The following is a 16,297-nucleotide window of genomic DNA, read 5'->3' on the forward strand; positions in this document are numbered from 1 at the left end:
GTACCTGGCACCGCCTTCCTTCCAGCCTCCTTCTGTCCCCTGTACTGAGTTATGTCTGTTATAATAAACAGGAAATATAGTATTTGGAGGGACGGAGATGGAGAGGAGAAGGCTGGTTTCGATTTTGGGTCTCATTATTCTTCTTGTCGGGCTGCTCGCGGCTTGTTCGGAGCAGGACGAAGGGAAGAGTGGGCCGCCTGAGGGGAACGATGATGAACAGAAAAAGGTGTTTGATCCTGCGTCGGATCCGGATGCAGCGCAGCTGACGGAATATGATGACGATCGGATGCAGGCACAGAAGGATGCCGATAAAAGATTGGCTGAGGATCTTGCTTCGGGTGATTATTCGCTGGAAGACCCATATGTGAAGCTTGATCCATATGATGCCGCACCCCTTTCGGCACTGCTTCAGTTTGAGACGGACAAGCCGATGCAAATTGAAGTGATTACGGGAACTGGAGATGGTGAAGTTCCCATTACTAAGACATGGTCAGCGTATAAAACAGAGCATGAAATTCCAGTTTTGGGTCTTTATCCGGATGAAACAAATCAGGTCCTCATTAAGGCCTATGATAAGGATGGCAACAAGAAGTCAACCGAGGTGTCGATTAAGACAGACCCACTGCCAGATGACATGCCGCAGACAGATCTGAAGACCTCGAATCCGGAGCAAATGGCGGATGGGCTGACGTTTATTACAACGGCCAAGAATTATTTGTATGCAGTGGATGAGGATGCGAATGTTCGCTGGTACAGCAGTCTGGATACACGGCTGATTTTGAGCCGCTTATCGAATGGTCATTTTCTGATCAATGTTCGTGGTAATGACGAGGATCAATACAAAGATATGCTGGAAATAGATCCGCTCGGAAAACGTTACAATGCTTATCGGATCAGCATCGACAATTATGATGACGATAACCTTATCCATCATGATGTGATTGATCTGCCAAGCGGTAATCTCCTCGCGACTGTGCATGATCCCGATTCCAAATATGTGGAAGATACTATGATTGAAATCGACCGCAATACAGGAAAAACGGTGCAGCAAATCGATCTTAAGGATATTTTTCCGGAAAAGGTCTATGAAGACTATGACGGGGAATATGCCGATGACAACGATTGGTTCCATCAGAATGCAGTCTGGTTTGATGAGGCGGACAACTCGATTCTCGTATCCAGCCGGCATCAGGACGCGGTGATGAACCTGAGTTATCCGGATGCTGATGTTCAGTGGATTTTGGGTGCTGACGAGGGCTGGTCCGATAATCTTGAGGACAAGTTGCTTGAACCAGTGGATGATGATGTGAAATTCCCGACTGCTCAGCATGCGGTTAAAAAATTGCCGGACATGGATGACGATCCGGACACGGAAGATATTATTCTTTTTGATAATAATCATGTCGTGACGCGTGGTGATGAGACGATTAGTGACGATTACAGCCGTATGGTGCAGTATCGGATCAATGAAAAGGAACAGACCGTTGACGAAATCTGGTCCTATGGTGAAGGCCGTGGCGAGGATTTTTATTCATCGATTGTCGGCAATGTGCAATATATGCCTGATACAGGCAATCGCCTAATTACATCCGGCTATATCGCACCCAATCCGGACGGTGATGCGCGTGAGAGCCGCATTGTCGAAACCAATGACAAAGACGACGCCGATGTGCTCTACGAAATCAAACTCTCCGGATTTAACGAAGACAGCCACAAATTTGCCTATCGCGCCCACAGATGGCCGCTGTATACGGCGCCAGGTACATGATTTGAGTGGGTGCCAGGTACATACACTATTCTGAATTGTGTATGTACCTGGCACCTTTTACATGGCTTTCTTCAGCAGGATGGCAAATTGGGTGCGGGTTAGTTTGCCGGTGCCGTCGTAATAGTGATCGCCATTGGCATTTGTTTTGCCGATGGTTATTTTATTTTGCGCTAGTATCCGTACACTCTGCCGGTGGGACGCGCCAATGTCAGCGATGTCTGTTAATTCGACAGGTTCGCCGGTTGCTTCGAGTCCCATTGCTCCTACAAGAACGGTGGCCATTTGACTGCGTGTGATATTTTCATTGGGTTTGAAAAAGCCGTTGGCACCGCTGAATATGTCAGCCTTGGCCATCGCCGCTATTTGCCCGGCATACAAGTGATCAGAATCAATATCCTCAAATTGACTTACAACAGCCTTTGTATCGGCTGGTGCTGACAGGTTCAGCGCGTTGGCCAGCATCAGTGCGACATGCTGCCTGCTGATAGATTGATAGGGTCTGAAGGTATTATCATCATAACCGCTAATAATGCCTTGATCCATCAGACTGACGACTTGATCATAGCCTGATTGACTTTGGTCCATATCGATGAATCGAGATGTCTGGATGTCGATATTATCGGTATAATCTTTGCCGAATTCCCCGAGTTTTTTATTGTTGCGAATGAAATTCTCGTCTCCGTTGACGATGGTATTCGTTTTCAAATCCTTGATATTTTGGCTGCTTAACTCATTGTATGTTGTATCATATTCTGAGCCGGCACCATGATTTTGCCATACCATGAATTGCATAGCGCGGGGCATGCTGACAAATGTGTTGTTCCGGAAATGTGGATTGTGAGCACCGCTGACCAGAACTCCCCGGTTATTATGGTCGGAACTGGGAGCAACGTTTTTGATCAGGTTACCCGCAATCACCGAATCGCGCCAGTTCATCACACGAATGGCGTCCTTTTGCATCGTGTCAATGGTGTTTCCGCGAATAATTATCCGATCGTGAAAGCTGCCGCCGGAATATTTATGCGTCCCAATGGCTCTTTCCAGATCGCGGAATACATTATTTTCGATCGTCACATTTTTATTGGCTGTTTTATCATAGGTGCTCCAATCCTGACTCCAGCCATTTGTTTTCTGGTCAGGCGTGTCCAGGTTGATCGCTTCTTTATTTCGCTTAGGCGATGGTTTAGCATCGGTGAACGTATTATGGCGGATCACCGCATTTTTCGTGGCATCCATTTCGATAAAGTGGTTCGCGTGCATATGTTTAAAATGAATATTTTCGATGGTGACGTTCTGATTATGACCGGCAATGATAGCAAGACTGCCATAGACACCGTTCAGGTCGATCGTCGCGTCTCCGCTGCCGCTGATCTTAATATTTTTCTCGCCGTTATAGCCGCCATAAACGCCATCCTGTTTGGCCAGGGAAGGGCGAATGAACTGGAAAATGGACGAGGATGCGGAAAATTGGCTGGTGCCTGATTGATTGCCTTTGACAATTTTGGCGCCATCCTGCAATTTAATCGTGACATTGGACGGGACATAAAGCGTGTTCGAGATGGTATAAGTGCCTTGACTCAGAATAAGTGTGCCGCCGTCTGTTTCTTCCAGCTGCTCAAGATAAGAACGCAGCAGGTAATAATGCTTGGTATTGTCATTATACGTGGAATAATTCATCATGTTGCCTTCATACGTTTTACTGTCCGGTGTAATCGTGTAAGCCGGCTGTCCCTGCGCCTCAGCAGGACTTGCCTGTACCGCCATAAAACCGGCAGCAAGCAGCAGACCGATAAGCACAACGACCACCTTTTCAAACGTTCTCCTGAATAATGCCATTAAATGAAACCTCCTTCAAAACAGATAGGTAAATTATACCATAATTACGGTGCCTGTCACTTCCCGGTTTTTGTCGAACGTCCCGATGGAAAGGCCTTGTGTGAGAGCAATCTCATGCAGGGTCTTTTTTGTGTGTTGTGCGGGGTGCCAGGTACATAAACAATTCTGAATTGTGTATGTACCCCGCACCCGGCACCCTGCTATATACATATTCGTGGAAACGCTGGGAAAAATAGGTTTAGTTATAGATTTTAAGCAGTTTTTTTGAAGGGGGTTATGAACGTTGACAGATAAGTATTCGGACGATGATAAACGTCAGTCATCTGACAAGAACCCGGATGCGGCGAAATCAGAAGGTCATGATCCGACGCGCCGGAAGTTTTTGAAGAATACAGGTATAGCCGCGGGCGGTGTTGTTGGCGGGTCTTTGCTTGGGGGTTTTTTGACCGATCAATTCACCTCGGAAACGGATGAAAAGGCAACTGATAACAAGCAGTCGCAGACGGATTATCCCAAAGCGCGGCAATTTTTCATGCGTCTAGCTGATTTTCATGTGCTGGCAGCGGCTTCTGAGCGGATTTTGCCTAAGGATGATAACGGGCCGGGCGCTGTTGAGCTGCATGTTCCCTATTATATTGATAAACAATTAGCCGGCCAGTGGGGCAAAAATGCCAGTGACTACCGGCAGGGGCCATTTGCGGAATTTAAGCAGGTGGAGAGTATGAAAGGCAAAAAGGAAGAGTCGCAGCCGACGAATCCGCCTTATGTATTTAATAAGACTGAAACGGATCTGCAGCGTCACCAGTCCCGCATGACGCGGGGTGAGATTATGATTGACGGTCTGCGCAAAATGGATCAGGAAAGTCAGCAGCGTTTTGATACGACATTTGATGAAGCAAATGAGGATCAGCAGACGAAGATTTTGCAGGATATGCAGAGCGGTGACATCCAGATGAGCGGTGTTGCGGCGCAAAATTTTTTCGTGTTATTGCGAACGATGACCCTGGAAGGCGCGTTCAGTGATCCTTTATATGGCGGCAACCGGGACATGGAAGGCTGGAAAATGAAAGAGTTTCCCGGTGCCCAAACGTCGTATAAAAATATTATTGAAAAAGATGAATTTGTCAATATGAAACCTGTCAGTTTAACGACCTATCAAAATCATTAATCGGACAGGGACATTATATGGAGGGATCGCAAATGGCAACGAAATTGGATAAAGTGGACGCGGTGATTGTCGGATCAGGCTGGGCTGGCGGTATTACGGCGGCTGAATTAAGCAAAAAAGGCTATCAGGTGGTCGGTCTGGAGCGAGGGAAAGATAAAAATCATGATGATTACGTCGGAAGCAAGGATGAGCTTCGTTTTTCCATGCGCTATGAAATGATGCAGGATTTATCGAAGGAAACGATCACGTCGCGCAACGATGGCGATAAACAGGCGTTGCCGGTCCGCAGCAACGAAAATGCGTTTCTCGGGACGAATACAGGCGGGGCGGGTGTCCATTGGAATGGCCACAATTTTCGTTATCTGCCCTATGACTTTGAAATTTACAGCAAAACTGTTGATCGCTACGGGAAAGATAAGATTCCCGAGGGCATGAATTTGCAGGATTGGGGCGTTACTTATGATGACATGGAGCCTTATTATGATAAATATGAAAAGACGGCTGGCATCTCTGGCGAGGAGAATCCGATCGGGCCGGAGCGTTCTGACAAATTTCCCAATCCGCCCATGAAAGATACGCCATCTACCAAGCTGTTCAAACAGGCGGCCAAGGAGCTGGGCTATCATCCCTATCAAATTCCATCTGCCAACGTAACGGAGGCCTATACCAACCCGGATGGCGAACAAATTAATGCGTGCATGTACTGTGCGTTTTGCGAGACGTTTGGGTGTGATTTTGGCGCGAAGGCGGATCCGATTATTACGGTTCTGGCGACAGCGAAAAAAACCGGCAATTATGAGCTGCGCAACCAGTCCACCGCTACCAAAGTGCTGCATAACGGCAAGAAGGCGACCGGCATTCAGTATGTTAATAACAAAACCGGCGAGACATTCGAGCAGCCCGCGGACATCGTGGTTCTGGCGGGATTTGTCTTCACCAATACCCGTTTGTTGCTTTTGTCGGATATTGGCGAACCGTATGATCCGAAAACCGGCAAAGGCATTATAGGCAAAAATTTCACCGGTCATTTTAATAATATCAATTACCTTGGTGCGAGAGGGTATTTTGATGATAAGAAATTCAATAACTTTGCTGGAGCGGGCGCACTCGCGTCTACATTGGATGATTTTAGCGGCGATAATATTGATCACAGTGATTTGGATTTTCTGCATGGTTTTGAGCCGCATATTCGTGTGATGGGCAATCGGCCGATTGAAAATAACAATGTGCCTGATGGGACGCCGACGTGGGGCAAGGAATTCAAGGATAAGATGCTCCATTATACGAATCGCAATTTATATGTCGATGCCCAGTGCGGTGCGATGCCCTGGGATACGAACTATATGGATCTGGATCCGACATATACAGATTTTCTCGGCAATCCTTTGCTGCGGGTCACCTACGAATATCATGATCAGGAGCGCAAACTGGGGCAATACGCGATTAAGCGCGCTACGGAGATTATGAAGAAAATGGGTGCTGATATTGTGGACTCAGATGATCTGCCGGATGATGTGGAATTCAACAATGCTTATACCAATTCTCATAATGGCGGCGGGGTGATCATGGGCGCGGATAAAGCCACATCCGCAGTCAATACGTACTCGCAAATGTGGGATATGGAAAATTTATTCGTTGTCGGCTCATCATCCTTTCCGCATTTCAGCAACTATAACCCAACCGAAACCATCGGCGCCTTCGCTTACCGCGCAGCAGAAGGCATGGAAACATATTTGAAAGAAGGCGGCGGCCTGCTGACAAAAAGCGCCACGGCTGAACGATATGCCTGACAGGCCTTACTGCGGGTGCCTCCTGCGCGGTGCCAGGTACATACACAATTCAGAATTGTGTATGCACCTGGCACCACCTCTATTAATCTATGAAAATATGCGTTATAATTAGCTTCAGAAATGTGTGAATAGGGGGGTCGGCAGTGAGACGTTTAATGATGGCGGCGGTTGTTTGCACAGCTTTGTTTTGTTTGATGACTGCCAATGCATCGGCTGCGGAAACGGTTAATCCGCCAGTTGATGAGGTGAAGGAAAAAGCAGTGGACGTGGCGCACGATCTGGATATTCCACCAGAAATTTTAAAGGCGATTGCCGCCCATGAATCGAATTACAGACAGTTTGACGACGACGGAACACCGCATACGTCGCCGGATGGCGGCATTGGCATCATGCAAGTAACGCCTGACAACATCGATATGCAAGTGGATCGCGAGCGGCTGAAAACCGATTGGAAATATAATATTAACATTGGAGCACAGGTGCTTTTGAATAAATGGAATCTACGTTATCTTCCGGACATCAATCAGCACGAGAAATCTGTGCTGGAAGATTGGTATTTTGCCATTATGGCCTATAATGGTTTAGCCAAGACGAATGATCCGGCCATCAATTCGGATGATACCTATCAGCAGGAAATCTATCAGCGCATTGAACAGGCCTCACTTTTGTATGGCAAGAATGAAACGTATTTTGAATTTCCGAAATTTGATATCCGGTATGAGCACGAGGATGAGACGATGAAGTTTCCTGCCGGCAAGCATTATAAAACATCGCACAAGACCACCTCGAAGCAGCAATATAACGCGGGGGATGTCGTCTATATTGACGGAAAAGATGGTTATGTCAATATACATTCAGGCTCGATAACGGGAGAGACGACGAGATTATGGCCTTATACGCCGTTAACCATTGATACCAGTGACCCGATCGAGTCATCAAATCCTGCTAATGATTTTACTTACTACAAGGTAAAGGGTGTTCAAGCCGATGGTTATGTGGCTTCAGCATATCTTCAGCTGGGAAACGAGAATATGGTGTTCTCTGATCCAATTGATGATAAGCGGGCGGCAGCACTGGCCTATGCTTCGATGAACGGTTATATTAAAGGTTATGATAATGGCCGTTTTGGCTCTAATGAACCGTTAAAAAGGGAACACGTCGCGGTTATTCTTGATCAGATATTGGACCTTGATGCCCCGGACGATTATGATATAAAAGCGTCAGATGCAGATGCAGTTAAGTTGTACAGGGAGCAATTGCGTAAAGCCGAATACCAGGGATTGCTCGGCGGTGGCGGCAAACTGCGCCCCAATGAGTACTTCACGCGTGCCCAAATGGCGCAGGTTATGAACGATGCATTTGATTCGTATTACGATGAGCCAGAATCGATGCATTCATTCGAAGATCAGGATAAGCTCTGGAACCCAGGCCCAGTCAACACAATGTACTACAACAATGTGACCATAGCCGATCCATTCAACCCCGAAGAAAACATAACCCGATCCCAATTTGTCCTCTTCATCTATCGGACAATGGTTCTATAGGTGCCAGGTACAAAAACAATTCTGTCAATTTGGCTGATTGGAAGGCCTTGCGTGGAGGAAAGTCCTGCGCAGGATCTTTTAATTGGCTTTTGGAATGATCTCATTCAGGCTTGTTGCGGATATGGATTTGACAGATTGACACTGTTTTTTAAAAAAAGCACCAACGCGATATTCATAGTTTGATCGTCATGCATTGAATTGGGATCAATCAGCGAACGTCCCTGATCAACTTGCTTGGTTCGCAGTTTATCTGGTGTAATCCACAGGGTTGTTTTCTGAATTGTTTATGTACCTGGTACCCATGTACGGATACTGATATAATAACTTAGGCAAGAACAGTTAGAAACGGAGTAAGGGGTCTTATTATGCAGAGATGGAATGCTAATGGTACTGCGTCCGGCTCTTATGCTGGGCGGGCGTCACTATTTTTTTTGTTATTATTGTTTAATGCATTTATGTTAACCAAATTGCCGATTCGCGACGTGGCTATAGTTACGGTGAGTTTGACTCATTTTTTGATGCTGTTTATCCTTGGCTATTTATTTGCGCGAAAAATGGTCTTTTTGCGATCTTTTAAGCTGTTTTATTTGGGTATGCTGCTATTTACTGTATTTAATGCATTGCTGTTTATATCAAATCCCATCGATCAGGATGGTACTATGCTCATACATATTTTGCTGGTGTTGTCATTCGCGCTTGGAGCAGCCCACATTGCTTGGAATGACGCGCAGCTCAATCGTTTTGCCTGTATTAGTGCAGGGCTGACGCTGATTTTCTTAATTCATTGGCTATTCGCCGGAACACCACTGACAGGGTTCCAAGGTCTTATCCGCAATCCGAATATCACGGGTGTCCTGCTGTCTATCTTACTGTTTTTTCCGCTGGTTCGTTTCAACCGTGTGCGGCCAGCCTGGCGGATTTTTCTTGGAATCAGCATAGCAAGTGCCCTGATTCTTATTTATGTTTCATCAGCCAGAGCTGCTATGCTGTTAATTCTAGTAATGCTTGCGGCCAGGATCGTATTAAGTTTGTTTAAGCCATTGTTTTCCAAACTATTTTACGCTGTCATGGGTTTTAACGCTATTTTTCTATTAGTATTTGGTATGACTTCCCATGTGAGTTTATTTGAGAAATTGAATGCGTGGTCGATCGATGCATTCGGCAAACGATTACTATCAGGACGGCAGGATATTTGGGAGCAAGGGATTCAATACGGGCTGGAAAAGCCATTTTTCGGACACGGTCTGGGTATCGATCCTAATGATTTTATGGATGGTACGCAGTATGTTCATGCTCATAATCAGTATCTGCAAATCTTTCTGGAAAATGGTCTGGTTGGCCTTGCATTCTTTATACTATTGCTTTTTGGAATCTGGAAAGTGCTGCTGAAACGCTTGAATTTAACCGTTGTGCGCTGGACAGCATGCTTTTTTCTTGGGCTGCTCGTCTATCAGAGTGTGGAAATCTCGTTCTTTTCCAATATGCCATCAATCGGCCTGTTGCAATGGTTTATCATCGGCGTCGGCCTCAGTGCTGTGCTGTACCACTCACCCGAATGGGGCCAAAGTGCGAACCCGGACGAAGCAAACCAGAACAACACACAAACCCGAACGAGAAGCAGACAACATCGATCGAGATAGAGTGCAGCAGCTGCCCTGTTTCCGAAAAGCCCTGCACGGGCGCCAATCACTTCTGGGTGTCCTTTTTGGTGCCAGGTACATACACTATTCAGAATTGTTTGTGTGCCAACCAGCAGGATTTTTGTCGCATATCCCGAATTGATTCAATAGAGGATAGGAGGTGATTAGAATGCAGTTGACAAATGAAGAAAGAATGCTTGTGAATTCAGAGTTGCAGCGAAAAGGAAAAAGCATGCTATTATCTTATGTTTTATTGATTTTCCTGGGATCTTTAGGAATACACCGCTTTTATTTGGGTAAAAAAGGATCAGCCATTGCTCAGCTGTGTCTGACAGTTGGCGGCTGGCTCACAGCCATTCTGATAATTGGTATTGTCGCCTTGATTGTTGTCGGGGTTTGGCTGATTGTTGATTTGTTCTTAGTTCCTGCAATAGTTGAGCATCAAAACAGTTTAATTGAGGATGAGATTGTTGCCACTTTAGAAAGATAATATTGTGTTTAAAAGCCCTGCAGGGAAATAAGTCTCTGCAGGGCTTTTTGCTCTTCTTGGTGCCAAGGTACATACACTATTCAGAATTGTGTATGTACCTGGCACCTAATCAATAATTGATAAGGGACTTGAATGTGTCGGTGTCGAGGCGTTTGGTTAGTTCGGTGAGCAGTTTGACGCTGTTATCGATATCTTGTTGGCTTGCGAGTGAGACGTGGCTGTGCATGTAGCGGATGGGTGCGCCTATGACGATGGTTGGCACGCCTTCCTGATACATGTGAATCTTTCCGGCATCGGTTCCGCCGCCAGTTGTGACTTCAATCTGGTAAGGAATGTTATGCGTTTCGGCGGTGTCGATGACCAGATCACGCAGCCGTGTATTGGGAATCATTGAGGCGTCAAAAAATGACACAAGAGGCCCCTCTTGCAAAGCTGGCTGGTCAACATCACCGCTTTTTGTGCCTGGGGTATCCTCGGAAACACCGACGTCGAGCACGATGGCGACGTCTGGATCAACCGCGTATGGTGATGTTTCCGCGCCTCGCAGGCCGACTTCTTCCTGAACGTTTGCGCCGGCAAACACGGTGTTGGGGTGTTCTGCTCCTTTTAATTGCTTCGCCGTTTCAATTGCCATGTAGCAGCCGATCCGGTTATCGAGAGCTTTGGCGAGAATCGTATCATCGTCAGGCATGGTTTCATACGGGCAAATGGGAACGATCGGGTCGCCAACGCAGATGCCCCAGTTTTGAATGTCTTCCTTGCTGTGCCCGCCCACATCAATATACATCTCACGTATAGGGAAAACTTTTTTCTTTTCTTCCGGTCTTAGTAAATGGGGCGGTTTTGAACCGATAACACCGGTGAATTTTTTATGTTTGGTCATGACGGTGACGCGCTGGGCAAGCAATACTTGATCCCACCAGCCGCCGAGCGGGGTGAAGCGGAGGAAGCCGTCTTTCGTGATGCCTGTCACCATAAAACCGACTTCGTCCATGTGTGCTGCGAGCATGACGCGCGGTCCTTCGGCGTTTCCGGCTTTTTTCCCATAAATGCTTCCTGTGCGATCGTACAAAATCTCGCTGGCTACTCCCTCTAGTTCTTGTTTCATGATTTGACGTACTTCATTCTCATAGCCAGACGTGCTTTGAGCTTGCGTTAACTTTTCTAATAATGGCATCTAACTCATCCTATCTTTTTCGTCGTATTACGTATAGTTTGGACGGAAAAATGCCGGGTATACATTGGTGCCAGGTACATACACTATTCAGAATTGTGTATGTACCTGGTACTTCTTATTATTATTACGATGCTTCTTGATAGCCGGTATGCTGCACAGCGCTTTTTTTCCGGCCGTGGAGCATGTAATACAGGATGCCGCTGATGATGACGAGGCCGGCCATTGTTAGGTACAGGCCGGGGAAACCGAGCATGGGGATGAATAGTCCGAGCACGCTTGGTCCGACGCCCGCGCCGCCGTCAAGGAAAATATAGAATGTTGACGTTGCGAGTCCTGCCCGGTGTTTTTGCGCGTTTTTAACAGCAATTGCCTGTCCGCTGGAAATGAATGAGCCGTAGCCAAGACCGACGAAGATGCCCGCCAGGAGAATGAACCAGCCGGCAATATCGGCCTGACTCAGGACAGCCAAACCAATTGCGAATGCTATAAAGGCTGGATACATCACGACGTTTTCGCCTTTCAAATCAAACCAGCGTCCGACAAATGGCCGGGAAACCACCGTTGCGGCTGCGTAGAAAATAAAGAAGAAACTGGCCATGTCAACGAGGTCAAGGTTGATCGCGTACGAATTCAGGAAGGATATAATACTCGAATAGCCTGTTCCGACAAACAGCGCAATAATCGCGATCGGCAATGCTTTGGATTCAAAGAAATTGCTGAGTTTAAATCCTTCCTTTTCGTCTAATTGCTCGTCCGTCAATGCCACATTAGGAACCTTTAGAAAAAGGGAAAACAGGAAACTGATGATAACTAAACCAGCGCACAGAATAAAGTTCACATCAAATGGGGCGTGCTGCGTGATAAACATGCCTAAAAGCGGTCCTATTGCCGCGCCCAAGGGAATACTTAAAGCATAATAGCCGATGCCTTCCCCGTGTTTTTCGGGTGGCACAATACGCGCAACAATCGCGCCTGTTGCTGTTATCGCGATGCCTAACGAACCGCCATGCAGTATGCGGACGATATAAAGCATCGTTAAATTACCGGCTGCAAAATAAAAGAATGTTGTTATAACAGTAAAAATGAATCCGAGATACAGCATTTTTTTCGGTCCGAATGAATCAACATACCGTCCCGCAAAAACGCGAGCTATGAGCATGCCAATCACAAAGGCACCAGCTGCAAAACCAGCCTGACTGGTACTGGCATCGAACTGATTAATTGCAAAAACAGAGATGGTTGAAATTAATAAATAGAATATAAAATATAAAAATAAGTTAGATAGCGAAACGATAATAAAATCTTTGTTCCATAGTTTCGTCGGTGTCACATTTATTCCTCTTTCTCTATAAGATTCTGGCGTATTTCAGGAAACAGATCGAAAGCTGTCTGCAGCGTTTCGTCTGGAATGTCCGCCAGCATACTGTGTTCCAGTTCCGATATTTTTTCCCGGCAGGCATGGTAAATCGCCACACCATGCTCTGTAAGCTGAATACTCTTTTGCCGCTTGTCCTGCCCGGGGACATGTTCGACAAGCCCTTTTTCCTCGAGCTGCTGCACAACTCTCGTCACAGAAGGCCGTTCGATATAAAAATAAGCTGAAATCGATGACAGCTGTGAGGGGCCCATATTTTTAATATAAAAGATAACCTGCCATAGCGAATAAGACAGCCCGAATTCAGCCAGCAGCTCATTCAGTTTATTGGTAAGCGGTCTGTACAAGCGTAAAAATTGCTGAAAAAACCCTTGCATGCTCCTCCTCCTATATAGTTGCCTTTATTAATAATTAACAAAGGCAACTATATTATGATGACATACAGTTGTCAATAGAACCATCACTCAAGCCGTTTTCTGCCTAAAAATTTATCGAATTCATGTATCCGCTTACGTTATTGTCATGCGTCAAGTTTGCTATGTCAGGGTTTCGAATAGATTAGTGAAAATAAAAAATTAACAGAAAAAAATCTATGGACAAGACAAAAGAACGGTGCTATATTAGCGACTATCACGTGATTATTTTTACAAAATTCGCTAAAAAGTGACAAACAACAACAAGATTAAACGGAGGGATTCTCATGTTAAGCGAACCGTTGATAGCTACGGTGCTTGTATTTGCCATCATCGCATTCGGTGAGTGGCTGTCGATTAAAACCCGGGCGAGAATCCCTATGCTGCTTACGGCTATGGTAGGATTTCTCGTTTTATCGTGGACCGGTGTTTTTCCGGATGACATTTTGGATAAGGCCCAGTTTCCAGCGCTGGGATCGATCCTGATTGGTCCTGCGATTGTTCATATGGGGACGATGATTCCCTTTTCGCTGTTGAAACAGCAGTATAAAGCCGTGTTTGTTGCTTTAGGGGGCATGGTTGTATCAGCCGTCCTTATATTGACAATTGTCACGCTGGTATTTGACTATCATACCGCCGTTGCTGGGGTAGGCCCGCTTAATGGCGGCCTTATCGCTCTTTTGATCACCACAGACAGCTTGAAAGAAGTCGGGCGCGCGAGTCTGGTGGTCATTCCTGCTCTGGTGGTTGCTTTCCAGGGTGTTCTGGGAATGCCGCTGGCGCTGAATTTCATCCGCAGGTACGCCAGAAAAGTGCAGAGAGCGATAGATAAGGGCATGTTCACAGCAACGGATCAAGCCGCGGCAGCAGACGAGACGCAAACCAGTGAAGCGAAGCCGGAGGGCCCTGTCAGATCAAGTATGACGCTGAAATTGTTCCTTGTATTTGTTGCGGCAGCCATCGGGGTTGCGCTGGGCAATATCACCGGTATTCATTACACGCTGTGGTGCCTGGCGATTGGCATTATAGGACTGCGGCTCGGGATTTTGGAAGAGAAGTCCCTGGAGAAAGCCAATTCGTTTACCATTACCATGATCGGCGTTATTTTTGCCGTTATTGGCACCATGGCGGATGTAACACCGCAGGAAGTTCTGGCCAATCTGCCGGCGATCATCACACTTTTGCTTCTCGGTACAGCCGGTTTGTCACTTGGCGGCTATATCGTTTCCAAACTGGTGAACTGGGATCCGTTAAAAGGCATGCCTGTTGCATTAACGGCATTATTCGGCTTTCCCGGCGATTACCTGTTATGTGAAGAGGCAAGCCGAAGTGTGGCACGAACTAAACAGGAAGAGCATGTTATTTTCAATGAATTGTTATCACCGATGTTAATCGGTGGGTTTACAACCGTAACCGTTGTATCTGTCCTGATAGCCGGCGTGCTTGTGAACACATTGTAGACAGTATAATATGAAAAGTCGGATTTTTGTGACGTAAAAGGCATGGAAAATATGATAGGCTGATTGGTGTATGCATGATCCGATACGGAGCGGCGACTCTTAAAAGGGGGGATGCGGCAACGCTGCTTTGAGGAATCAGCAAAGACACGAAACGATTTAAACATTTAATGGCGAAAGGAAGGATTCACCATGACGCGAACATATATTAAAAACGGCCAATTAATTGATGGTAACGGAGGCGACGCTCAGCCTGATGGTGCGGTCGTCGTTGAGGATAACCAGATTGTTTTCGCAGGCCCGGAAGCGGCTTATACACCAACTGGTGATGAAACAATCGTGGATGCCGGGGGCGGAACGATCATGCCAGGTTTGATTGATTCCCATGTGCATATGATGATGCAATATAAACCAGTAGCTGAAAAATTGGAAACCCCATTCTCCTATATGTATTATCAAGCGGAGCAGTATTTGAAAACGACGCTGAATACGGGAATCACCTCGGTGCGTGATGCGCTGGGCACCGACCGCGGCGTTAAAAAAGCTGTGAACGATGGGCTGATCTCCGGACCACGAATGGAATTAAGCATCAACGCCCTAACCACAACAGGCGGTCATGGTGACGGTTATACGGTTTCGGGGGATGCCAATGATATCCTGCCATCCGGCCATCGCGGCATGCCAAATGGTATTTGCGACGGGGTAGAAGAAGTCCGCAAGAAAACACGGGAGATGCTGCGCGCTGGTGCAGAAGTCATCAAAGTTCACGCAACAGGCGGCGTTATGAGCGCTACCGATCATCCGGAATTCACCCAATTTTCGCTTGAGGAATTAAAAGTGATCGTTGAAGAAGGCCGTTTCCGCAGAGGAACTAAAGTCATGGCCCATGCCCAAGGGTCAGAAGGCATTAAAAATGCAGTCAAAGCAGGCATCCATTCCATTGAGCACGGCATTTTTCTCGATGATGAAGCCATTGAACTGATGCTTGCAAACGATACATTCCTCGTACCAACCTTGCTGGCACCGGTCGCTGTTCTCGAAACGGCAGATGAAAAAGGCATGCCGGATACAGCAGTGCAAAAAGCACGCGATGTCATCGAAGCCCATAAAGCAAGTATCGAAAAAGCCTATAAAGCAGGCGTCAAAATTGCTATGGGAACCGACGCAGGCGTCATGGACCACGGAACAAACCTGCGTGAATTGAGTCTCATGACTGATATCGGCATGTCACCTATGGAAGCCATCGTTGCATCAACCAAAACAGCTGCCGAATGCCTCGAATGGGACGATCAGGTTGGTACATTGGAATCCGGCAAACTGGCAGATGTGCTCGTCGTAAACGGCAACCCGCTTAACGATATTGATTCTCTTGCCGCCAATGACGCGATTCAAATGGTCATGAAAGACGGCAAAGTTGAAAAGAATACTTTGGATTAGTAGGCGCGCGAGCACAGGACGCGCCCGCGCGAGCACAGGACGCGCCCGCGCGAGCACAGGACGAGGGCGCGCGAGCACAGCACAGGGGCGCGCGAGCATCGCGCAAAAGCGCGCGAGCATCGCACAGGGGCGCGCGAGCACAGCACAGGGGCGCGCGAGCATCGCGCAAAAGCGCGCGAGCATCGCACAGGGGCGCGCGAGC

Annotated in this window: 12 protein-coding genes; 8 read left to right on the top strand and 4 right to left on the bottom strand. The window is 47.0% G+C overall.

Annotated features, from left to right (window positions below):
- The first annotated feature begins 97 nt into the window (after nucleotides 1-97).
- The gene (locus ACFQU8_RS07705) at nucleotides 98-1,768 is read left to right on the top strand and encodes an aryl-sulfate sulfotransferase (protein ID WP_382358630.1); all 1,671 of its coding nucleotides are present in this window, start codon (nucleotides 98-100) and stop codon (nucleotides 1,766-1,768) included.
- A 57-nt stretch (nucleotides 1,769-1,825) separates the two neighbouring features.
- Here ACFQU8_RS07705 and ACFQU8_RS07710 read toward each other — a convergent pair whose 3' ends face one another.
- Nucleotides 1,826-3,604, bottom strand: coding sequence for an S-layer homology domain-containing protein (locus ACFQU8_RS07710; protein WP_382358631.1), 1,779 nt, complete (start codon nucleotides 3,602-3,604; stop codon nucleotides 1,826-1,828).
- A gap of 283 nt (nucleotides 3,605-3,887) precedes the next feature.
- On the opposite strand from ACFQU8_RS07710, the gene ACFQU8_RS07715 reads away from it, so the two are divergent.
- From ACFQU8_RS07715 to ACFQU8_RS07735, 5 genes are all read left to right on the top strand, one after another.
- Entirely contained in the window at nucleotides 3,888-4,772 is an 885-nt protein-coding gene (locus ACFQU8_RS07715; protein ID WP_382358632.1) for a gluconate 2-dehydrogenase subunit 3 family protein, read from the top strand.
- Nucleotides 4,773-4,804: 32 nt separating this feature from the next.
- Entirely contained in the window at nucleotides 4,805-6,562 is a 1,758-nt protein-coding gene (locus ACFQU8_RS07720) for a GMC family oxidoreductase (RefSeq protein ID WP_382358633.1), read from the top strand.
- A 143-nt stretch (nucleotides 6,563-6,705) separates the two neighbouring features.
- Nucleotides 6,706-8,106 (top strand): S-layer homology domain-containing protein, encoded by a 1,401-nt coding sequence (locus tag ACFQU8_RS07725; RefSeq protein WP_382358634.1) that lies wholly within the window; start codon nucleotides 6,706-6,708, stop codon nucleotides 8,104-8,106.
- A gap of 365 nt (nucleotides 8,107-8,471) precedes the next feature.
- Complete coding sequence (locus ACFQU8_RS07730; RefSeq protein ID WP_382358635.1) at nucleotides 8,472-9,746, top strand: O-antigen ligase family protein; 1,275 nt, start codon at nucleotides 8,472-8,474, stop codon at nucleotides 9,744-9,746.
- A gap of 169 nt (nucleotides 9,747-9,915) precedes the next feature.
- Nucleotides 9,916-10,236, top strand: a complete 321-nt coding sequence (locus tag ACFQU8_RS07735; protein WP_382358636.1) for a TM2 domain-containing protein — start codon at nucleotides 9,916-9,918, stop codon at nucleotides 10,234-10,236.
- Nucleotides 10,237-10,345: 109 nt separating this feature from the next.
- Here the strand turns inward: ACFQU8_RS07735 and ACFQU8_RS07740 are convergent, their stop codons facing one another.
- From ACFQU8_RS07740 to ACFQU8_RS07750, 3 genes are all read right to left on the bottom strand, one after another.
- Nucleotides 10,346-11,413: a M42 family metallopeptidase gene (locus ACFQU8_RS07740; protein WP_382358637.1), complete on the bottom strand. Its 1,068-nt coding sequence runs from the start codon at nucleotides 11,411-11,413 to the stop codon at nucleotides 10,346-10,348.
- Nucleotides 11,414-11,537: 124 nt separating this feature from the next.
- Entirely contained in the window at nucleotides 11,538-12,743 is a 1,206-nt protein-coding gene (locus ACFQU8_RS07745; RefSeq protein ID WP_382358638.1) for an MFS transporter, read from the bottom strand.
- 2 nt (nucleotides 12,744-12,745) lie between these two features.
- Complete coding sequence (locus tag ACFQU8_RS07750; protein ID WP_382358639.1) at nucleotides 12,746-13,165, bottom strand: MarR family winged helix-turn-helix transcriptional regulator; 420 nt, start codon at nucleotides 13,163-13,165, stop codon at nucleotides 12,746-12,748.
- Nucleotides 13,166-13,488: 323 nt separating this feature from the next.
- On the opposite strand from ACFQU8_RS07750, the gene ACFQU8_RS07755 reads away from it, so the two are divergent.
- Complete coding sequence (locus tag ACFQU8_RS07755; RefSeq protein ID WP_382358640.1) at nucleotides 13,489-14,661, top strand: hypothetical protein; 1,173 nt, start codon at nucleotides 13,489-13,491, stop codon at nucleotides 14,659-14,661.
- 189 nt (nucleotides 14,662-14,850) lie between these two features.
- Nucleotides 14,851-16,095: a metal-dependent hydrolase family protein gene (locus tag ACFQU8_RS07760; RefSeq protein ID WP_382358641.1), complete on the top strand. Its 1,245-nt coding sequence runs from the start codon at nucleotides 14,851-14,853 to the stop codon at nucleotides 16,093-16,095.
- The last annotated feature ends 202 nt before the right edge of the window (nucleotides 16,096-16,297 follow it).

Source organism: Lentibacillus kimchii, assembly GCF_042666895.1.
Lineage (GTDB): Bacteria > Bacillota > Bacilli > Bacillales > Amphibacillaceae > Lentibacillus > Lentibacillus kimchii.